The 19393-nt window shown below is 71.7% G+C and carries 17 protein-coding genes; 7 read left to right on the forward strand and 10 right to left on the reverse strand.

Annotated elements, in window-relative coordinates; translation table 11 throughout:
* Window positions 1-3: 3 nt before the first annotated feature.
* On the reverse strand, window positions 4-1038 hold the full coding sequence (locus AC3WLZ_RS10935; RefSeq protein WP_412924970.1) for a LacI family DNA-binding transcriptional regulator: 1035 nt from the start codon (window positions 1036-1038) through the stop codon (window positions 4-6).
* A gap of 309 nt (window positions 1039-1347) precedes the next feature.
* Window positions 1348-2670, reverse strand: coding sequence for a M20/M25/M40 family metallo-hydrolase (locus tag AC3WLZ_RS10940; RefSeq protein ID WP_412924971.1), 1323 nt, complete (start codon window positions 2668-2670; stop codon window positions 1348-1350).
* 92 nt (window positions 2671-2762) lie between these two features.
* On the opposite strand from AC3WLZ_RS10940, the gene AC3WLZ_RS10945 reads away from it, so the two are divergent.
* Both AC3WLZ_RS10945 and AC3WLZ_RS10950 read left to right on the forward strand, forming a co-directional pair.
* On the forward strand, window positions 2763-3746 hold the full coding sequence (locus tag AC3WLZ_RS10945) for a Gfo/Idh/MocA family protein (protein WP_492470037.1): 984 nt from the start codon (window positions 2763-2765) through the stop codon (window positions 3744-3746).
* A gap of 41 nt (window positions 3747-3787) precedes the next feature.
* Window positions 3788-4651, forward strand: coding sequence for an NYN domain-containing protein (locus tag AC3WLZ_RS10950; protein WP_492470038.1), 864 nt, complete (start codon window positions 3788-3790; stop codon window positions 4649-4651).
* Between the two features lie 14 nt (window positions 4652-4665).
* On the opposite strand, the gene AC3WLZ_RS10955 is transcribed toward AC3WLZ_RS10950, so the two are convergent.
* Window positions 4666-5292, reverse strand: a complete 627-nt coding sequence (locus AC3WLZ_RS10955) for a hypothetical protein (RefSeq protein ID WP_412924974.1) — start codon at window positions 5290-5292, stop codon at window positions 4666-4668.
* 4 nt (window positions 5293-5296) lie between these two features.
* Entirely contained in the window at window positions 5297-6886 is a 1590-nt protein-coding gene (locus AC3WLZ_RS10960; RefSeq protein WP_492470039.1) for an ATP-dependent DNA ligase, read from the reverse strand.
* Window positions 6887-7057: 171 nt separating this feature from the next.
* Here AC3WLZ_RS10960 and AC3WLZ_RS10965 point away from each other — a divergent pair, with 171 nt between their 5' ends.
* Window positions 7058-8659: a RecQ family ATP-dependent DNA helicase gene (locus AC3WLZ_RS10965; protein ID WP_492470040.1), complete on the forward strand. Its 1602-nt coding sequence runs from the start codon at window positions 7058-7060 to the stop codon at window positions 8657-8659.
* A 221-nt stretch (window positions 8660-8880) separates the two neighbouring features.
* Here the strand turns inward: AC3WLZ_RS10965 and AC3WLZ_RS10970 are convergent, their stop codons facing one another.
* From AC3WLZ_RS10970 to AC3WLZ_RS10990, 5 genes are all read right to left on the reverse strand, one after another.
* Entirely contained in the window at window positions 8881-9285 is a 405-nt protein-coding gene (locus AC3WLZ_RS10970; protein ID WP_492470041.1) for a DoxX family protein, read from the reverse strand.
* Window positions 9286-9332: 47 nt separating this feature from the next.
* Window positions 9333-10100, reverse strand: a complete 768-nt coding sequence (locus AC3WLZ_RS10975; RefSeq protein ID WP_492470042.1) for an LLM class flavin-dependent oxidoreductase — start codon at window positions 10098-10100, stop codon at window positions 9333-9335.
* Complete coding sequence (locus AC3WLZ_RS10980; RefSeq protein ID WP_492470043.1) at window positions 10097-10978, reverse strand: LLM class flavin-dependent oxidoreductase; 882 nt, start codon at window positions 10976-10978, stop codon at window positions 10097-10099. The genes AC3WLZ_RS10975 and AC3WLZ_RS10980 overlap by 4 nt, the downstream gene beginning before the upstream one ends.
* A 231-nt stretch (window positions 10979-11209) precedes the next feature.
* Window positions 11210-13738 carry an ATP-dependent Clp protease ATP-binding subunit gene (locus AC3WLZ_RS10985; protein WP_412924980.1) on the reverse strand — a complete coding sequence of 843 codons (2529 nt, stop codon included), beginning with the start codon at window positions 13736-13738 and terminating at the stop codon, window positions 11210-11212.
* Between the two features lie 107 nt (window positions 13739-13845).
* Complete coding sequence (locus AC3WLZ_RS10990) at window positions 13846-14679, reverse strand: hypothetical protein (protein WP_492470044.1); 834 nt, start codon at window positions 14677-14679, stop codon at window positions 13846-13848.
* 59 nt (window positions 14680-14738) lie between these two features.
* Between AC3WLZ_RS10990 and AC3WLZ_RS10995 the strand changes: the two genes are divergently transcribed.
* From AC3WLZ_RS10995 to AC3WLZ_RS11005, 3 genes are read left to right on the forward strand one after another with little or no spacing between them, the layout of a single operon-like run.
* The gene (locus AC3WLZ_RS10995; protein WP_412924982.1) at window positions 14739-15503 is read left to right on the forward strand and encodes an EI24 domain-containing protein; all 765 of its coding nucleotides are present in this window, start codon (window positions 14739-14741) and stop codon (window positions 15501-15503) included.
* A 25-nt stretch (window positions 15504-15528) separates the two neighbouring features.
* Window positions 15529-15678: a hypothetical protein gene (locus AC3WLZ_RS11000; RefSeq protein WP_166671746.1), complete on the forward strand. Its 150-nt coding sequence runs from the start codon at window positions 15529-15531 to the stop codon at window positions 15676-15678.
* 20 nt (window positions 15679-15698) lie between these two features.
* Window positions 15699-16802, forward strand: coding sequence for a class I SAM-dependent methyltransferase (locus AC3WLZ_RS11005; protein ID WP_492470045.1), 1104 nt, complete (start codon window positions 15699-15701; stop codon window positions 16800-16802).
* A gap of 446 nt (window positions 16803-17248) precedes the next feature.
* On the opposite strand, the gene AC3WLZ_RS11010 is transcribed toward AC3WLZ_RS11005, so the two are convergent.
* Complete coding sequence (locus tag AC3WLZ_RS11010) at window positions 17249-17713, reverse strand: DUF3817 domain-containing protein (protein WP_492470046.1); 465 nt, start codon at window positions 17711-17713, stop codon at window positions 17249-17251.
* A 640-nt stretch (window positions 17714-18353) separates the two neighbouring features.
* On the opposite strand from AC3WLZ_RS11010, the gene AC3WLZ_RS11015 reads away from it, so the two are divergent.
* A complete protein-coding gene (locus AC3WLZ_RS11015) occupies window positions 18354-19376 on the forward strand; it encodes an FUSC family protein (RefSeq protein WP_492470047.1) in 1023 nt (340 codons plus the stop codon).
* Window positions 19377-19393: the final 17 nt, after the last annotated feature.

The following is a 19393-nucleotide window of genomic DNA, read 5'->3' on the forward strand; positions in this document are numbered from 1 at the left end:
GTGTCAGCGGCTGGGCGGAGCGGTCGACGAGCGCACGATCAGCCGCAGATGATCCGGTTCGGGGATGGTCGGGTCGTCGTGGGAAACGCCCAGATCAGTGAGAAGATCCCACATGGCGCGCTGACCAATTCCGGCGAAGTCCTGGCGCACGGTGGTGAGCGGCGGCCACAGGTGTGCGGCCTCCGGAACGTCGTCGAATCCGACCACTGAAATGTCCTCCGGGACCGATCGGCCGATGGCACGCACGGCGTGCATGAAGCCCAGAGCCATGTGATCGTTGCCCGCGAAAACGGCCGTGGCATCCTCGGTCCGGAGCAACTCCAAGCCGGCCTCGAAGCCGAACTGGGCGGTCCAGTCCCCCAGGACCGGCGGACGCGGCGACAGATCTTGCGCGTCCATCTCGGCGAGGTACCCGCGCATACGGTGATCGGCCTCGAGCCAGTCGCGGGGGCCGGCGATGTGCAGGATGCGGGTGTGCCCGAGGTCGACGAGGTGGCGCACGGCCGCCCGCGCCCCCGCGACCTGGTCGTTGAAGGTCGCGGTCGGGGTCGCGGGCCCCGTGGACGACACGATCCGTACGGGCACAGGAAGCTTCATCTCGTCGAGGATCGGCACGACGCGGGTCTGAGGTGCGACGGCGATGAGTCCCTCGATGGACTGCGCGACGAGGTGATCGATCGAAGCCCGCACGTCGTCGGGGGCGCTGGTGCCGAGGTTCGTGAGGGTCAACCGGTAGCCGGCGCGGCGCGCCGCGGATTCGGCCGCCTGCACCATCGCCGAAACGCCGTGGGTGGTCGTGCGCGGACCCAGGACGCCGATGAGCCGCGTGCGGCTCGTCGCCAGGGCGCGGGCGGCCTGGTTCGGGACGAACTTCAACTCCGCAATCGCTTCGCGTACGCGCGCCGCGGTCTCCGGGCGCAGTTGCGGGCTGTTGTTGATCACGCGCGAAACGGTCTGGTACGACACCCCGGCCAGACGTGCCACGTCGCGGATGCTGGGCGCCTTGGCCGCGGCATCCGGGATGTCGGTCTCGCTCATCGATCTCGCTTCTTTGCGTCGCCGATCGCGTCGTGACCGGTCACACGAGAATAGCCGACGCGCGCTCGGCCCCCCGACGCCGCGGTGTTCGCCCTCGTCCCCGGGGTGCTCCGGCGGGTCGCCGGGCCGCGCTCCGGGGTCGCCCCCGAGGGTCCCTGGATCGCCGAGACTTCATCGCGCCGACAAGTCCCTTGCAGCCTGCAAGGGAGTTGTCGGCCCGATGAAGTCTCGGGGGCAGATGTGGGGCGGGGCGGGGGCGGGGGCGGGGGCGGGCGCGCAGGCGGGGGCGGGCGGGCGGGCGGGCGGGGGTCAGGATGCCAGCAGAGCGCGGTAGAACCGGATGCCGCGGAGCCACACCTCGACGCGGATGCGCTCGTCGGGTGCGTGCAGCGCGTCGCGCTCGGCCCGCGTGAGGTGGAACGGGGTGAACCGGTACACGTGCTCGGTGAGGCCGGTGTAGAAGCGGCTGTCGCTCGCCCCGAGCTGCAGATACGGCAGCGTCACGACGTCTTCGCCGAGCGTCTCCCCCACCGCCGAGGCCAGGCGCCGCCAGGGCTCCCCCTGCCAAGGCGATACCGGCGACGGGTCTCCCCCGTGCCGCACCTCGATGTCGATGAGGGGATCGGCGATGGCGCGGCGCAGATGGATCGCGGCATCCGCGACCGTGTCGCCCGTGAGCAGACGGACGTTGACCGTCGCGCGGGCGGTCGTCGCCAGGACGTTGTCGCCGGCCGATCCCTCGAGGCGGGTCACGACGGCGGTCGTGCGCACCAGCGCGTTCGTCTCCGGTCCGAGGAGGGCGAACGCCGCGGTCAGCGCCGGTCCCGTGATCTCCGCGCGACGGAACACCGTGCGCAGCGGCTCGGGGGCGTGGGCGGCAGCCGTGGCGAGCATGGCGCGCACCGGGGGCACGAGTCGGCGCGGGAAGGGGCGTCGGCGAACCCGGTCGATCGCGCGCGCCAGACGCGCCGTCGCCGGGAAAGGCGGCGGGGTGGAGGCATGGCCTCCGGCCTCCCGTGCGACGAGGTCGAAGGTCACCGTGCCGCGCTCGGCGACACCGATCATGGCCGTGGGCACGACGAGGCCCGGGAGCGCCCCCTCGACCACCGCGCCGCCCTCGTCGAGGACGAGCGCCGGATGCACGCCGCGGTCCGCGAGGATCGCCGCCATGGCGCGGGCCCCTTCCCCGAGGGTCTCCTCGTCGTGGCCGAACGCCAGCCACACGTCGGCGCGGGGAACGACCCCGTCCGCCAGCGCCGCCTCGACCGCCTCCAGGATCGCGACGAGCGCGCCCTTGTCGTCGATGGCGCCCCGTGCGTAGAGGGTGGCGTTCTCGCCCTCCCCCTCCACGGCGGCGGCGAACGGGTCGCGTGTCCACGGCTGTCCGGCGGTGTCGACGACGTCCTGGTGGGCGAGGAGCAGCAGCGGCTCGGCGCGGGATCGCCCCGCCCACCGGTACAGCAGCGAGTGACCCGCGACGATCTCGCGGTCCAGGTGGGCGTGCACCAGCGGGTACAGCCGCTCCAGCGCCGCACGGAACTCATCGAAGCGCGCCGTGTCGGTGCGGACCGGGTCGACGTGCGACACGGTCGGGATGGCCAGCAGCTCGCGGAAGCGCTCGACGGGCGTCATGACGCGAGCCTACGCGGGCGGCATCCGTCCTCGCCCCTTCGCGTGACGGCCCAGCGCGACGCGCCACCCGCCCGCGCCGATACGGTGGAGCCATGACCGGACTGCACTGGGGCATCCTCGCAACGGGCGGCATCGCGCACGCCTTCACCTCCGACCTCCGCACCGCGGGTCTCGACGTCACCGCCGTCGGGTCGCGGTCGATCGAGAGCGCTCAGGCGTTCGCCGACCAATTCGGCATCCCGCACGCGCACGGCTCGTACCAGGAGCTGGTGGCCGACCCCGATGTCGACATCGTCTACATCGCGACTCCCCACCCCGGCCACCTCGAGAACGCGTTGCTCGCCCTCGACCACGGCAAGCACGTGCTGGTCGAGAAGCCGTTCACGCTCAACGGGGAGGAGGCGGCCATGATCCGCGACCGCGCCGCGGAGAAGGGCCTGCTCGCGATGGAAGCGATGTGGACGCGGTATCTGCCGCACATGGTGCGTATCCGCGAGATCCTCGCGGCCGGCACCCTGGGCGACGTGCGCGTCGTCTCGGCCGATCACACGCAGAAGATCTCCACCGACCCGCAGCACCGGCTGAACGCCCTCGAACTGGGCGGCGGCGCTCTGCTCGACCTCGGCATCTACCCCGTCTCGTTCGTGGTGGACGTGCTCGGTCTGCCCGAGCGCGTCACCGCCATCGCGCGGCTCTCCGACGCGGGCAGCGACGCCGAGGTCGCCACGGTGTTCGCGCATCCCGGCGGCGCCCTGTCGACCACCGTGTCGTCGTCGCGCGGGGCCGGCGCGAACGTCGCGCAGATCGTCGGCACCGAGGCGCGGATCGAGATCGACCGCGTCTGGTACACCCCGACGACGTTCCGCGTCGTCGGCCCGGACGGCACCGTCCTCGAAGAGTTCGACGGCGCCGTGGAAGGTCGCGGCATGCAGTTCCAGGCCCTGGCGGCCGAGCGGCTCGTCCGTGACGGTGCGACCTCGAGCGACGTCCTGTCGATCGATGACACCGTCTCGATCATGGGCGTCCTCGACGAGGTACGCCGCCAGATCGGTGTGGTCTACCCCGGCGGACGCTGAGCCGACTACCCGTCGGGCTCCGCGCGGGAGAGACTGAGGGCATGCCGGATTCCCAGACCGTCCGCGTCGCCGTCTACCTCGACTTCGACAACATCGTGATGTCCTGGTACGACCGCGTCCACGGGCGAAACGCGTACTCGCGCGACCGCCAGAAGATCGCGGAGAACCCGATGGATCCCGAGATCGCCGAGCGCCTCACAAAGGCGACGATCGACGTCGGCGCGATCATCGACTACGCCGCGTCGTTCGGCACCCTCGTCCTCACGCGGGCCTACGCGGACTGGTCGGCCCCGGTCAACGCGGAATACCGGTCGCAACTCGTCGCTCGCGCCGTCGACCTCGTGCAGTTGTTTCCCGCGGCGGCATACGCCAAGAACGGCGCCGACATCCGGCTCGCAGTGGATGCCGTGGAAGACATGTTCCGCCTCCCGGACCTCTCGCACGTCGTCATCGTCGCGGGCGACAGCGACTATGTGCCCCTGGCCCAGCGGTGCAAGCGCCTCGGCCGTTACGTCGTGGGCGTCGGAGTCGCGGGCTCGACCGCGAAGTCGCTCGCCTCGGCGTGCGACCGGTTCGACAACTACGACAGCCTCCCCGGCATCCCGAAGCTCGCCGACACGAAAAAGGATGCCGCGCCCTCCCGCCCGCGGGCACGAAAGCGCTCACAGGATCCGGCGGTCAACCTGCTCGAACGCGCCATGCAACTCGAGGGGGAACGCTCCGACGGCGAGTGGCTGCACGCGTCGGCCGTGAAGGATCTGATGAAGCGACTGGATCCGTCGTTCAGCGAGAAGGCGCTCGGGTTCCGCAGCTTCTCCGACTTCCTCAAAGCGCAGACCGAGCACGTCGAGGTGGACGAGGACTCCAATATCGTTCAGGTGCGGGCGGTGGCTCGCGCCGCCTGACGCCCGCCTACCCCTCAGCGGCGCTCCGCGCCCGGCGCGACGTGAGCGAGGACGCTCTCCCACACGGAGGAGAGTGTGACGTGGCCGTTGATCGTGTCGAGCTCGTCCGCCCCGATCACCTCGATGCGGGCGGTGGGGATACGACCGAGGTACCACGCGGCGTCGTCGACGTCGGCCGGCCCGTCGCCACCGACGATGATCAGCGTGTCGGCGACGACGTCATCGAGGAGTGGCGTGTGGATGTCGCGACTGAGCGGGTCGGAGGGGCTTTCGACGCCGACGATCGCCAGGCGGTCCACGACCCCGCCCATCGCGGCCGCCAGATGGATCGCGAGCGGTCCGGCGGATCGTTCGCCGACGAGTCCCACCGTCGTGCCGGGTGCCTCGCGCTCCAGGAGGTCGCGGAGCGCGTCGACGGTGAGTCCGGCCGGCGTCTGACCGCCGAAGGCCGGCGGATCCTCGAGCTCGGGAGCGTCCAGTCCGACTGCGACGATCCGGACGTCGAACCCGGAGGTGATGCGGACGTCAGGGTCGATCGTCGAGACGTCTCCGGTGCGCAGCACCATCACCGCCCGCGGAGCGCCCGGCGTTCCGAAGCTGCGGTACTCGAGTTCTCCGTCCAACCACGGAACACGGCTCATTAGGTCATCCCTCCGCGGGCATCGCGCCCGGATCATCTCGCGGTGCGGTCGTCTCGGCCGGCGCCGTTCCCATCCCGAGGAGGAGCGCGCGCAGCGTGTCGATGGTGTCGGCCTCCGCGGCCGGCTTGTCGGGACGGTACGCCTTGACGCGCGCGAAGCGCAGGGCCACGCCGCCCGGGTAGCGGGTCGACCGCTGGACGCCATCGATCGCGATCTCGACGACGGTGTCGGGCGCGACGCGGATACCCCCGGGCACGTCACCGATCTCGCGTTCGGCGAAGTGGACCGTCTGCCAGCGCAGCAGGTCGTCGGTGAGGCCCTTGAAGGTCTTGCCGACCATCACGAATCCGCCGGGATCACCGAAGGCACCGCCGGGATCTCGTGCACCGAGGTGAAGGTTCGAGAGCCACCCCGAACGCCGGCCGGAGCCGCGTTCGACCCCGAGGACGACGAGATCGAACGTGTGCACGGGCTTGACCTTGAGCCAGCTCTTGCCGCGCCGACCCGCGGTGTACGGAGCGTCGACGGCCTTCACCATGACGCCTTCGTGGCCGGCCCGCAGAGCCGCGCGAGAGAACTCGTCGGCCGCGTCAGGATCGTCGGTCACGATCGAGGGGATGCCGAACCCGGGCGCGATGCGGCCGAGTTCGGAGCGGCGCACCGACAGGGGCTCGTCGATGAGGTCGCGGCCGTCGAGGTGCAGGAGATCGAAGAACCACGGGCGCAACGCGATCTCTCGGGCGGTCTCGGCACCGAAACGGGCCATCGTCTCCTGGAAGGGCCGCGGTCCCCCGTCGTCGTCGAGCGAGAGGGTCTCGCCGTCGAGGATCGCATCGGTCACCGGCAGCGTCCGCACGGCATCCACGATCTCGGGCACGCGGTGGGTGACATCGGCCAGCGTGCGCGTGAACACCCGCACGTCGTCGCCTCGTCGGTGCACCTGCACCCGCGCTCCGTCGAGCTTGTACTCGACCGAGGCGAGACCCGTGAGCGTCAGGGCCTCCGCCACGGAGGTGGCGGTGGAGGCCAGCATGGGCTGCACGCCGCGACCCACGACGAGACCGACGGATGCCAGCTCGTCAGCCGTCCCCGTGAGCGCCACCGCCGCCGTCTCGCCCAGGTCTCCGGACAGCATCGCCGCGCGGCGCACGAGCGTTCCCTCGCGATCGGCGGCGCGTGCGATCGCGTCGAGGAGCACGCCTTCGAGCGCCCCCGTGCGCAGCTCGCCGGTCATGATGCGCACCAGCAGATCCCATTCGTCGGGCGTCGCCTGCGCGGCCAGCTCGTCGAGCAGCGTGGTCCGCGCCGCGGCGGACCCGTTACCGGCGATCTCGACCAGCCGGGAGAACGCGGCGTCGATGTCGGCGACCGTGAGCGAGGCGGAGTCGGCGTGCGCGCGGCTCCGCGCGGCCAGCGTGCGCCACCCGACCCCCAGACGTCCCTGGCGCGGCGCGGCCGTGAGGAGCCCGACCGCCGGCACGATCTCGTCGGGCGTCAATCGCTCCAGAACCTCGGCGAGCGCGTCGACCTTGGCCAGGCGCGATCGCGTGGCGGCGACCGTACCGAGCGCGACCTGCAGATCACCGAAGAGCATGTCGGCATCCTGGCATCCCCCTCCGACATCGCCGGGCCTCTTGCGCTCTCGGAACGCGGATGCCAGCGCCCTCGAGGCGCGCCGACGGATCACACGACGCCGTCGTCCGCAACCCCCGACCGACAGGTCCGCTCGTATCGTGTGCTGGATTTCCCCGAGGAATGAGGTCCCGTGAACGCTCCCGCCACCGCCGAACAGTCCGCCCGCACCGCCCGCGAGGCCTTCGGATGGGATGCGTTGCTGCCGGGTCAGGCCGAGGCGATCGATGCCGTGGTGGCGGGGCGGGACACGCTCGTCGTCTTCCCCACGGGCGCCGGGAAGTCGGCCGTCTACCAGATCGCCGGATGCGAACTGGGTGGGGTGACAGTCGTCATCTCGCCGTTGCTCGCGCTGCAGCGCGATCAGATCGCCTCGATCGACGCCGCGCCCGACGCGCCCGCGGCGGTCGCGCTGAACTCCCGCACGGCGGCGCGGGCACGGACCGCCGCATGGGCCGCGATCGAGAGCGGTGACCCGGTGTATGCCTTCTTCGCCCCGGAGCAGCTGGCCAACCCCGAGGTGTTCGACCGGCTGAAGAAGGCCGACGTGCGTCTCGTCGTGGTGGACGAGGCGCACTGCGTGTCGGCCTGGGGGTTCGACTTCCGCCCCGAGTACGCGCGAATCGGCGACGCCGTCGCCGCGCTCGGGCACCCTCCCGTGCTGGCGTTGACGGCTACGGCATCCGGTCCCGTCCGTGACGACATCGTCGCGAGCCTCGGCATGCGCGACCCGCACCTGGAGGTGCGCGGGATGGACCGTCCCGAGATCCACCTGTCGGTCCGCCGTCACGAGCACGACGCGGATAAACGCCGTGCGGTCCTGCGGGATGTGATGGATGCCGACGGCCCCACGCTGCTGTACGTGGCCACCCGCAAGGAGACCGATGCCTACGCGGCCGAACTCGTCGAGCAAGGACGTCGCGCCGCGCCGTACCACGGGGGCATGGCGCAGAAGCGTCGCGACGAGGTGCACGCCGCGTGGAGCGCGGGTGAGCTCGACGTCGTCGTGGCCACCTCGGCGTTCGGGATGGGCGTCGACAAGCCGGATGTCCGGTGGGTCGTGCACGCCGACGCGACCGAGTCCCTCGACGCCTACGCCCAGGAGATCGGTCGGGCCGCGCGCGACGGGCAACCCGCGCGCGCCGTGCTGCACTACCGCGCCGAGGACTTCTCGCTGCGCTCGTTCTTCGCCGGCGGGCGGAGCCGACGCGCGGACGTCGCCGGGGTCTGGGACGCGTTACTGCACGGCGACGCGCCGATGCGCACCCGGGACATCGCCGACGAGAGCGGTCGCTCGACGCGGGTGATCGGGCGCGTGCTCACCCAGCTCGTCGCGTGCGGGCTGGCCGTGTCCGGCCCCGAGGGCATCTCCGCGGCCTCGACCGTGTCCGCGGGCGAGGCGGTGGCCGCCGTGCGCGAGCGCGACGAGGCGGAGGAACGTATCCGCACCTCCCGCATCGACATCATGCGGGGGTTTGCCGAGACGGTCCGTTGCCGCCGCCGCGCACTGCTGGAGTACTTCGGCGTCGCCGCCGCCGAGCAGTGCGGCATGTGCGACCGCTGCGACGCCGCCGCTGCCCTCACCCACACGGAAGAACCCGCGGAAGCCGTCAGGGAGCCGGGGAGCGGCGACCTACGCGTCGACTCCGTCGTCGACCACCACGAGTGGGGAACCGGAACCGTCATGGCCGTCGAGGCCGACCGCCTCACCGTGTTCTTCCCCGATCACGGCTAAAAGGTGCTGGCGCGCTCCGCTTTCGACCGCGGCATCCTGGAGCTCGGCGACGCCGCCTAGCGGGTCGCGCGTTCCACGGTTCTTCGGGCCGCAGTCCCCTCGCCGAGCGCGCGCTCCGCGGTTCTCGGCCCGCACTCCCCTCGCCGAGCGCGCGCGCCGCGGTTCTCGGCCCGCACTCCCCTCGCCGAGCGCGCGCTCCGCGGTTCTCTGGCCCGCGCAGCTCACTCGCGCGTCGACCACCAGGCCCAGGCGATGAGCGGCACCTGGAGGAACAACCTCACGAACCGGGCGCGATCGCTGCTCAGGCCCGGAGCCGACCGCCCAGTGCGCCACTGGTGCACGTTCCCCGGGAACACCGCCACGAAGAACGCCGCGATCGTCGCGCCGACACGCCGACGCTCCCGCGGCAGCGCGACGAGCCCGACGCCGAGCAGCACCTCCGCAGCCCCGGATGCCACCACGATGGCGTCCTTGTCGGTGCGCAAGAGTCTCGTCGCCCAGTCCGGAACCACGATCCGGTAGCCCCGTCTGCCCCACGTCACGTGGCTGACCCCCGCGGCGACCAGCAGCGCGGCCAGCGCACCGCGGGCGACGGAGCGAACGGGGAGACCTCGACGTCGTGGCATCCGGTCAGTCTGCCAGCCGAGGACGGGGCGGGGGCCGTGCGTCGGCGTCAGAGCGGTGTGGGTCCGGTCCGCCGCACGAAGTCCATGTACGCCTCCACGGTGTCGTCGGGGACGATCGCGCGCAGGACCACCTCGTCGACCGCAGCCGTATAGGCCTCCAGGGCGCCGCCGAGTTCGGTGACGTCGCGGATCGTGGTGTCGGCGGCATCCACCCTCATCCGTGCGAAGTTCGCGGCGTAATTCGGGAAGGACGCGTATCGCGCGGTCTCGGCGTCGAGCCGCGCGCGAGCCGCATCGACGATCGCCGTGCGCACGTAGACCGCCACGAAGGCTTCGCCGCCGAGTGCCTCGGCCTGGGCTGCGGCCTCCGTCGGCGGCACCCAGTTCAAGAGCACGCCCTCGGCGAGATCAGCGCCGAGGCGTCGCATTCTCGGCCCGAGCGCACCGACGAGCACGCGCGACAGTCCCGCGTCGTGGAGCACCGCGATCGCCTCGCGCACGCGGGCGAGCGCCCCCTCCTTCGCCATGCCCGAACCGATGCCGACGGTGAGGCGGTCGGTCGGCAGGCCCAGGGATGCCACCGCGGAGACGATCTCGGCGGCCGGCCGACGATCCACGGGGACGACGCCCGTCGCCAGATGCAGCGTCCGCGTCACGCCCGCGGCGGCGGCCAGGGCGGCGAGCGCGTCGCCATCCGGGGTGTCGTTGATCCACAACGTGTGGAATCCCGCCGCTTCGACGGCCGGCGCGATCTCGGCGACGGCGGCGGGACCGAGCGAGCCCGCGAGACCGATCGAGACGACACCGCGCGTCACGACACGCCTCCCGCGGCCGGCAGCGCGACGGCGACCTGACCCACGGCAGCGAAGAAGGCATGCAGGTCGACCTCGTCGGTGGGGAGCAGCACGACGTCGTCCACCCCGGCAGCCTGGAAGCGCGCGACGCCCTCGGCGACCTCGCTGACCGACCCCGCGAGCGCGCGCTCCGCGGCATCCGGCCGGTCCTCGAGCACGGCGGAGACCCGCTCGGACGCCCCGGGGCCGAACGCCGTCAGGACGTACGCGACCACGTCGGGATCGCCCTCGCGTCCCGCCTCGGTCCAGCTCTCGCGGACGGTGCGCACGGCCTCGGCGATCTCATCGACCGTGTGACGGCTGTCGAGGATGACACCGTCGGCGACGGCACCGGCGAGGTGCAGTGTCTTCGGTCCTTCCGCGGCCGCGTAGACCCGCGGCGGGACGACCGGCGGCCAGTCGAGCGAGACGTCGCGCAGCCGCACGTAACGCCCCTCGGTGCTGACGGTGTCGCCGGCCAGGAGCGCACGCAGAGCGGGCAGTTGCTCCTGCATGAGGGTGAGCGGCGAGGCGGCCTTCGCGCCGATCTGCCGCATCCAGTCCTGCACGCCGTGTCCGAAGCCGGGCAGCAGGCGCCCCGGGAAGATGCGCTCGATCGTGGCGACCTCCATCGCCGAGGCGGCGACGTTGCGCAGCGGGAACGGCGCGATGCCAACGCCCACGCGGAGGTGGTCGGTCGCGGCGAGCGCCGCCGCGGCGGCCGCCCACGCCGACGAGCGGAAGCAGTCCTCCCACAGCCAGAGCTCGGGCACGCCCTCCCCCTCGGCCACCCGGGCGGCCTCGCGCAGTTCCTCGGGCGGGTGCGGGTACGGGCTGAAGATCGTGCCGATGCGACTCATACCCCTACTCTGCCGTGCTCCACCGACATTCGGCAGCGGGCGGCCACCCAGGCGCCCGGGGCACCCTGTCCGGCGCGTGCCGAACTCCGGAGAAACCCGGCGTCGCCGCCTCCACGCCGCGGCCAGGGCGCTGAATCGCCACGAAACTCCGGAGTTCGGCACGCACCGCGCCGGCACCCGAAACGGCGAAGGCCCCCGGAACCCGAAGGGTCCGAGGGCCGACACGAGCCGTTACGCGGCGAGTGCCTCCACGGCGGCCCGGACGACGAACCCGGATGCCGTGGCATCCACCGTCACCGCTCCCCCGTCGACCAGCTCACCAGCGACGAACAGGTCGGCGATGCGATCGTCGATCTCGCGCTGGATGACCCGGCGCAGCGGCCGTGCACCGTACTCGGGCTCGTATCCGACCTCGGCGAGGCGGTCGATCGCGGCATCCGTCACCTCGAGCGACACCTCGCGCGAAGCGAGACGCTTCGACGTGCGCTCGAGCAGCAGCCGGACGATGTCGCGCAGCTGCTCCTTCTCGAGCTTGCGGAACATCACGATGTCGTCGATCCGGTTCAGGAACTCGGGCCGCATGGCCTCGCGCAGCTTCCCCATGACGCGGTCGCGCAGGTCGGCGTCGTCGAACTCCCGCCCGGTCGTGGTGAACCCGATGGCTCCCGAACGGGATGCCAGGTACTCGCTGCCAAGGTTCGAGGTCATCACGATCACCGTGTTGCGGAAATCGACCGTGCGTCCCTGGCCGTCGGTCAGGCGCCCGTCGTCGAGCACCTGCAGCAGCAGGGTGAAGACGTCGGGGTGGGCCTTCTCGATCTCGTCGAACAGCACGACCGAGTAGGGGTTCCGGCGCACGCGCTCGGTGAGCTGTCCGGCCTCGTCGTAGCCGACGTATCCCGGAGGGGCACCGATGAGGCGCGACACGGTGTGCCGTTCGCCGAACTCGCTCATGTCGAAACGGATCACGGCGGAGTCGTCGTCGAACAGCGATCCGGCGAGCGCCTTCGCGAGCTCGGTCTTTCCGACACCGGTGGGTCCGAGGAACAGGAACGATCCGACGGGACGGTTCTCGTCACCCATGCCCGTGCGGTTGCGACGCACGGCCTTGGCGACCGCGGTGACCGCGGCATCCTGCCCGATGACCCTCGCGTGCAGGTCGTCCTCGAGGTGCGCGAGACGTCCGCGCTCGGAAGCGGTCAGACGCGACACCGGGATGCCGGTGGCCCGGCTGATCACCGAGGCGATCTCGGACTCGTCGACCACCGCGTCGGGGCGCGGGGCGGACGTGGCCTTCTCGAGCCGCTCCTGCACCGCGGTGATCTCGTCGCGGATGCGAGACGCCTCTTCGTAGTGCTCCGCCGAGACGGCGGCGTTCTTGTCGGCCTCGAGCGTGGCCAGACGCTCCACGAGGGCGGACACGTCCACCTTGGCGCCCAGGCGCAGCCGCAGGCGCGCACCGGCCTGGTCGATGAGGTCGATCGCCTTGTCGGGCAGCACGCGGTCGGGAAGGTACCGGTCGCCGAGCTCCACCGCGGCGCGCAGCGCGTCGTCGGTGTACGTCACGGCGTGGTGCTCCTCGTAGGCCGAGCGGAGGCCGCGCAGGATCTCGACCGCGTCGGGGATCGAGGGCTCGCCCACCCGCACGGGCTGCAGGCGCCGCTCGAGAGCGGGGTCCTTCTCGATCGTCCGGTACTCCTTGAGCGTGGTGGCTCCCACCAGGTGCAGCTCGCCACGAGCGAGGCGCGGCTTCAGGATGTTTCCGGCATCCATGGCCCCGTCGCCACCGGCGCCGGCGCCAACGATCGTGTGCACCTCGTCGATGAAGACGACGAGCTTGCCGGACTGAGCGGCGATCTCGTCCATCGTCTGGGTGAGACGCTCCTCGAAGTCGCCGCGGTAACGGGCGCCGGAGAGCATCGCGGCCAGGTCGATCGACACAACGCGCGTGTCGCGCAGCTGCTCGGGGACGCTGCCCTCGACGATCGCGCGGGCCAGTCCCTCGACGACGGCGGTCTTGCCGACGCCGGCCTCACCGATCAGCACGGGGTTGTTCTTCGTGCGGCGGCTGAGGATCTCGATGGTCTGCTCGATCTCGTCGGCGCGGCCGATCACCGGGTCGAGGCGGCCGTCCGCGGCGAGCGCGGTGAGGTCGGTACCGAAGCGATCCAGGTTGGGGGTCGTGGATGCCGTCTCCTCGGGCGCGGAAGGCTGCTCGCCGCCGACGACGGTCTCGCGCACCCCCTGCGTCAGGGCCTCGGCGGTGACACCGGCCTGCGCCAGGATCTGACCGGCCGGGGCGTCCTGCGCGAGGACGAGCGCGAAGAACAGGTGGTCGGGGTCGACGTAGGTCGATCCGGCCGCGCGGGCGACCTGGAAGGCGTGGAACAGAGCGCGTTGGACGGATCCCGCCACGACGGCGCCGTCGACGTCGGCGGCGGGACCGGCGGCCGGGAGGCGGCTCTCGGCGGCGCGGGCGATCGCGGCGGGGTCGGCGCCGAGACGGGCGACGGCTTCGCGAGCGGGCGACTGCCCGACGAGCACGTGCAGCACGTGCAGCGCGTCGAGTTCGCGCTGGCCGCGGCCGAGCGCGTAGCGACCGGCGTCCTGCAGCGCCTCTTGCGTGCGCGCGCTCAGGAACCGGCTGAGGTCGATCGAGCGCTCGGCGCGGGCCCGCTCACCGGCGAGGTAGCGCGCGAGGAACTCGTCGAACGACTGGGCGCCGTTGTCCCCGGCGCCGGGGGTGACATCTTCAGGCAATTCCGTCTCCTGTGATACGTGAGTGGAGTCGACTCAATTTTGAGACTTGAGCGACTGCGTATCAAGTTCAACGGTGCGGCTCCGAGGATATTCCCGGCGATCGCGCGTCAGGCCCGGAGCCGCGGGTCCGGCTCGTTCCACAGCTCCGCCGTCTGGAGGATCCAGAACACGGCGAACAGGACGAGCGCCGCCGCCTCGCCCACGAACAGCCAGGGCACGGGCCGCACGATGTCGGCTCCCCCGGCCGCCGCTGCGAGCGTGACACCGAGCCCCACCAGGGAGAGCAGGATGCCGATCGCCACCGCTGCGTACGCCGGGCGAAACCGCTCCGGTGCGCGCTGCGGGCGCCACGCGGCGATCGCGGCCACCGCTCCCACGAGAAGGAAGAACCCGACGGCGGCGAGGTTGTGCCCGGCGGCGAGGAAGGACGTCGGGGCGACAGCCGCCCACACGATCACCCCCACGACGAGTGTCGCGACGGCGCCCGCCGTCAGCACGACTCCGCGCGACATCGTGCCCTGCACGATCGACAGCACGACCCCGGCGATCACGCCGACGAGGACGACGGATGCCACTGCGACACCGTTGTTCACCGCGGTGGGAATGGTCGCGGGCGGAACGCACCGGACGAGCTCGCCGCAGACCTCGGACTCGAGAGTGGTCGGGACCACGGCGATCACGAGCGCCAGCACCGCGGCCACGTCGAGAAGGCCCTGCTCGACGCTGTGGCCCGACAGCGCGACGAACGCCGCGGCGACCACGAAGAGAGCGGCCACGAACATCGGCCCCGCCGGGGTGTAGTACGCGGCGCTCAGCGACGGGAGCGGGCCCCCGACCATCGCCTGCATCCCCACCGCGACGGCCAGAAGCAGGGTCGCGGCGAGGATCGTCAGCCGCACGTACCGATAGGTGCGCTGCGTCGACGTGGTGCGGATGCGCATGCCCACATCCTGTCAGCGAGCCCCGACGTTCCCGCGCGCCGCTCTGCGACAATGCCCGGATGCGCGAGTTTCTCCACGGCGCCCGGATGCTCCTCCGCGGCCTCGGCCAGTGGCGCCGCTCCCCCGGCGCGATGGCGCTCGGACTCATCCCCGGATTCCTCGTCGGGCTGGTCTTCGGCGCCGCCCTCGTCGGCTGGGGCATCCTCCTCGGCGAGGTCGTGGACGACTGGACGCCCTTCGCGAACACTTGGGATCCGCTCTGGGCCACCGTCCTGCGCACCGCGATCGCGGTCGCCTCGTTCGGGGCGGTCGCGTTCCTCGCGATCGTGTCGTTCACGGCGGTGACCCTCGCGGTCGGCGAGCCGTTCTACGACCGCATCTGGCGTGCCACTGAACTCACGGCGACGGGCCGGATCCCGGATGCCGAGTACGGCTTCTGGCGCGCGGCCGGAGACGCCGTGCGCCTCATCGCCCGCGGCGCGCTCGCCGCCCTGGCCGCGTGGCTGCTCGGACTCATCCCGTTCGTCGGCGGCGTCCTCGGATTCACCACCGGTCTCCTGCTGACCGGATGGCTGCTCGCCGACGAGCTGACCTCGCGCGCTCTGTCCGCGCGCGGGCTGGACCGCCGCGCTCGCCGCGCCGTCCTCCGCGACAACCGCGCGCGAGCCCTGGGTTTCGGTGTGGCGACGCAGCTCTGTTTCCTCGTGCCGCTCGGCGCGATCGCGGTCATGCCGGCCGCGGTGGCCGGGAGCACCCTGTGGACGCACGCAGCTCTCCGCGAGACTCCCCCCGCCGCGGACCGGGCGCCCGACGCGGCACGATAGCCTGGAGCGACCGAAGGGATCCCCTATGTTCATCGTCTCGCTCATCCTGTTCGTCGGCGGCATGCTGCTCACGGGCCTGTCGTTCTCGCTCGCCGCGCCCGCGCTGTTCTTCGCCCTCGGCATCCTGCTGGTGGCCGCCTCCCTCGCGCTGCCGTTCCACTTCGGCACCCGGTAATCGCCGCCTACGACGCCCCGGTGACCTTCTCGTTCGACGACCTCCGCCGCTGGCCCGACCTCGAGGGTCCGGACCTCGTCGCGGTGGATGCCGCTGATCGCCTGATCCTCGACGAATCCGCCGCCGCGCGGCGCGACGTCCCCGACGGAACGCTCGTCGTCATCGACGACGCCTACGGAGCGCTGACCCTGGGCGCCGCTTCGGACGGAGCCCGCGGCATCCGCGTGCACCAGGACGCCCTCACCGGCGAACGGGCACTCGCTGCCAATGCCTCCCGCGTCGGACTCGACGATGCGTTCTCGTCCCACGGTCTGGATGCCGACCTCGTCCGCGACGCGCGGGTCGTCCTCCTGCGTCTGCCCCGGTCGCTCCGCGGACTCGACGACATCGCGGGTCTGATCGCCGCGCACGCCCACCCCGACGTCGTGGTGTTCGCGGGCGGCCGCATCAAGCACATGACGCCCACAATGAACGACGTGCTGCGGGCGCGCTTCGACCGCGTCGACGTCACGCACGCCCGACAGAAGTCGCGTGTCCTCGTTTCCCGCGGCCCGCACGACGGCGCAGACCCGCAGCCCGAGGCGACCGCGGTGGACGGGCTGGAGGTCCGCGCTTTCGGCGGTGTCTTCGCGGGCGCCTCGATCGACATCGGCACGCGTCTCCTGCTGGCCCACCTGCCCGAACCGACAGCCTCCGAGGCCATCGACTACGCGTGCGGGAGCGGGGTCGTGGCCGCGGCGCTCGCGATGCGGCATCCCCACCTTCGGGTGATCGCGTGCGACCAGTCGGCCGCCGCGGTGGCCTCCGCGCGCGCGACGGCCGCGGCCAATGGCGTCGCCGACCGTGTCGAGGTCGTCCGCGACGACATGCTCGGCGCACAACCCGACGGCAGCGCGCGGTTCATCGCTCTGAACCCGCCGTTCCATTCCGGCTCCGCGATCAACGAGGGCATCGCACCGCGCTTCTTCGCCGACGCCGCCCGCGCCCTCGCGCCCGGCGGCGAGCTGTGGACGGTGTGGAACTCCGCACTGCAGTACCGTCCGGCGCTGGAGCGGATCGTCGGCCCGACGCGTCAGGTCGCCCGCGACCGCAAGTTCACGGTCACGGTGTCGACGCGCCGCTGAGCGTCAGCCGCTCTGCGGCACCCCCTCGTCCCACTTCTGACGGTGCGTGTCCCACATATAGTCAGTGCGCGCCACCCGCACCAGCCACTCTTGGGACAAGCTCCGACACGTCGCCCTCTGCAGCTCCCTTCGCGCCCTCGTCCCACTTCTGACGGTGCGTGTCCCACATATGGTCAGTGCGCGCCACCCGCACCAGCCATTCTTGGGACAAGCTCCGGCACGTCGCCCTCTGCAGCTCCTGCGCGCCTTCGTCCCACTTCTGACGGTGCGTGTCCCACATATGGTCAGTGCGCGCCACCCGCACCAGCCATTCTTGGGACAAGCTCCGGCACGTCGCCCTCTGCAGCTCCCTGCACGCCTTCGTCCCACTTTTGACAGTGCGTGTCCCACATGTGGCCAGCAGCAGCGGCGCCAGGCATCCATTTTTGGGACATAGTCCCGAGGATTCAGCCCTTGCCACCCGGCGGGCCGACCACCAGCAGCACCACGAAGATCAGCGCGACAGCGAGCAGGATCAGGATGCCGAGCACCCACGGCCGCCGCAGGAAGAACCGCAGCACACGGTCGAGGGGCCGCTGATCGCGCGGGTCGTCCCCGGCCTCGATGCGCCACGTTCCGCGCAACCTCCCGGTGCGGTGCAGCCACAGCTCGGTGGGAACCGTCGCGTACGGGATCACCGCGCTGATGATCGCGACGGCCGCGGGGCCCACGCCCCAGCGCTGGTTCAGAGCTACCACGACCGCCGTCGCGCCGTACGCCAGGAACACGAACCCGTGGATGCCACCGCCGATCGTCACCGCGATCGGAAGGTCGGCGGTCGCGCGCAGGACAAGCCCCGCGATCAAGAGGGTCCACGAGACGGCCTCGGCGATCGCGAGCGTTCGAAACAGGGCCAGGGGCGTGCGGAACACGTCTCTCCTCGTTCGGGTGCGGGGCTTCCCACCCTACGGAAACGCCCCGGCGGTCACCCCCTGCACTGTTCGACGTCGAGGCAGCGCGCGCTCACTCGATGGGTTCGTCGTCGTGGTCGAGCGTCGGGTCGGAGTTCTCCGCCTCGGCTGCGGTGGACGTGTCGGGTTCAGGCCCGGGCTCGATCGGTTCCTTGTCGCGGTCGGCATCCATCTCTCCACCTCACCCCAGCGCCGCTCTGCACCCAAGGCCTTGACCCGGCTGTTCGGTCGCGCCACATTGCACGACCGAACCGCCGCAGTCGACACATCGCCGCCACCGAAACGCACGCGGGACCCCCGCCCACCGCGCGTCGCGCCACCTTGCACGACCGAACCGCGGCAATCGACACATCGCCGCCACCGAAACGCACGCAGGACCCTCGCCCACCGCGCGTCGCGCCAAATCGCACGACCGAACCGCGGCAATCGACACATCCCCGCCACCGAAAGCCCACGGGACCCCCGCCCTCCGCGCGTCGCACCACCTTGCACGACCGAACCGCCGCAGCGAACACATCGCCGCCACCGAAACACCCACACGCGGCGGAGTGTGCCCAGCCCCCACGCCGCTCACCGCGAACACGCAACGTAGGCTGGACGGGTGGCGGAATCCCGGGGACGCGTGTGGACCGGGATCATCCGCATCGGCCCCCACCGTGGAGACCACCGCGTCGCGGCCCGAGCGGCCCTCAGCGTGGGCGTGCCGCTTCTCGTTCTGCTCGCCATCGGGCGCCTCGATCTGAGCGTCTACGCCTCGTTCGGCGCGTTCGCCGCGCTCTACGGACGCCTCGACCCGCCGCGCACCCGGGTGCGGATGCAGGCGACGGCGGGTGGCATCCTCATCATGTCGATGCTGCTCGGAACGCTGCTGTCCACCTTGACCGCACCGCCGCTCGCGAGCGTCATCGTCGTCGCCGCTCTCGCCGCGGCGGTGACGCTGTTTGCGTATCGGGCCCAGTGGCATCCGCCCGGGGCCCTGTTCACCGTGTTCGCCGCCGGCGCGTGCGCGAGCTTCCCCGCCACGACGGCGACCTTCGGGCTGGTGCTGCTCGTCGGGGTGAGCAGTGTGATCTGGAGTCTCGTCGTCACGACGGCGTTCGCCCTGGCGCGCCGAGGGTCATGGCGCCTACCGACCCGGCAGCGCCCGCCGATCGGCGCGGTCGCGTGGGAGATGACGGCGACGGTCGGCGTCGCCGCGCTCCTCGCCGGCATCGCGGGAGTGCTGCTGATCGGCAGTCACTGGTACTGGGCGATGGTGGGCGCTGTCGCCGCCGTCGGCGGTGCCCACGTCACCGCGCGGCTCATCCGGGGTGCGCAGCGTCTCGGCGGAACGCTCGTGGGCGTCCTGATCGCCGCCGGTCTGCTGGCCCTGCACCTGCCGCCGTGGGCGATCCTCCTCGTCGCTGTGGCGATGCAGGTCGGTGCCGAGCTGTTCGTCGGCCGCAACTACGGCATCGCCATGATCTTCATCACGCCGCTCGCGCTGCTCATGATCTCGCTCGCCTCCCCCGTGACACCCGATGTGCTGCTGCGCGACCGCGTGCTCGAAACGGTCATCGGAGTCGCCGTCGGAACGATCGTGGCCATCGTGTCGGCGGCGCTGCGGCGCCGACCCGCCGCCTGAACATTAAGGAGAGCCGG

The organism is Microbacterium sp. FW305-3-2-15-F-LB2, assembly GCF_058787255.1.

What these genes read in the sequence shown, in the direction of transcription:
- AC3WLZ_RS10935 (WP_412924970.1), bottom strand. Translation starts at nt 1,038, where the DNA reads ATGAGCGAGACCGACATCCCGGATGCCGCGGCCAAGGCGCCCAGCATC.
- AC3WLZ_RS10940 (WP_412924971.1), bottom strand. Translation starts at nt 2,670, where the DNA reads ATGACGCCCGTCGAGCGCTTCCGCGAGCTGCTGGCCATCCCGACCGTG.
- AC3WLZ_RS10945 (WP_492470037.1), top strand. Translation starts at nt 2,763, where the DNA reads ATGACCGGACTGCACTGGGGCATCCTCGCAACGGGCGGCATCGCGCAC.
- AC3WLZ_RS10950 (WP_492470038.1), top strand. Translation starts at nt 3,788, where the DNA reads ATGCCGGATTCCCAGACCGTCCGCGTCGCCGTCTACCTCGACTTCGAC.
- AC3WLZ_RS10955 (WP_412924974.1), bottom strand. Translation starts at nt 5,292, where the DNA reads ATGAGCCGTGTTCCGTGGTTGGACGGAGAACTCGAGTACCGCAGCTTC.
- AC3WLZ_RS10960 (WP_492470039.1), bottom strand. Translation starts at nt 6,886, where the DNA reads ATGCTCTTCGGTGATCTGCAGGTCGCGCTCGGTACGGTCGCCGCCACG.
- AC3WLZ_RS10970 (WP_492470041.1), bottom strand. Translation starts at nt 9,285, where the DNA reads ATGCCACGACGTCGAGGTCTCCCCGTTCGCTCCGTCGCCCGCGGTGCG.
- AC3WLZ_RS10980 (WP_492470043.1), bottom strand. Translation starts at nt 10,978, where the DNA reads ATGAGTCGCATCGGCACGATCTTCAGCCCGTACCCGCACCCGCCCGAG.
- AC3WLZ_RS10990 (WP_492470044.1), bottom strand. Translation starts at nt 14,679, where the DNA reads ATGCGCATCCGCACCACGTCGACGCAGCGCACCTATCGGTACGTGCGG.
- AC3WLZ_RS10995 (WP_412924982.1), top strand. Translation starts at nt 14,739, where the DNA reads ATGCGCGAGTTTCTCCACGGCGCCCGGATGCTCCTCCGCGGCCTCGGC.
- AC3WLZ_RS11000 (WP_166671746.1), top strand. Translation starts at nt 15,529, where the DNA reads ATGTTCATCGTCTCGCTCATCCTGTTCGTCGGCGGCATGCTGCTCACG.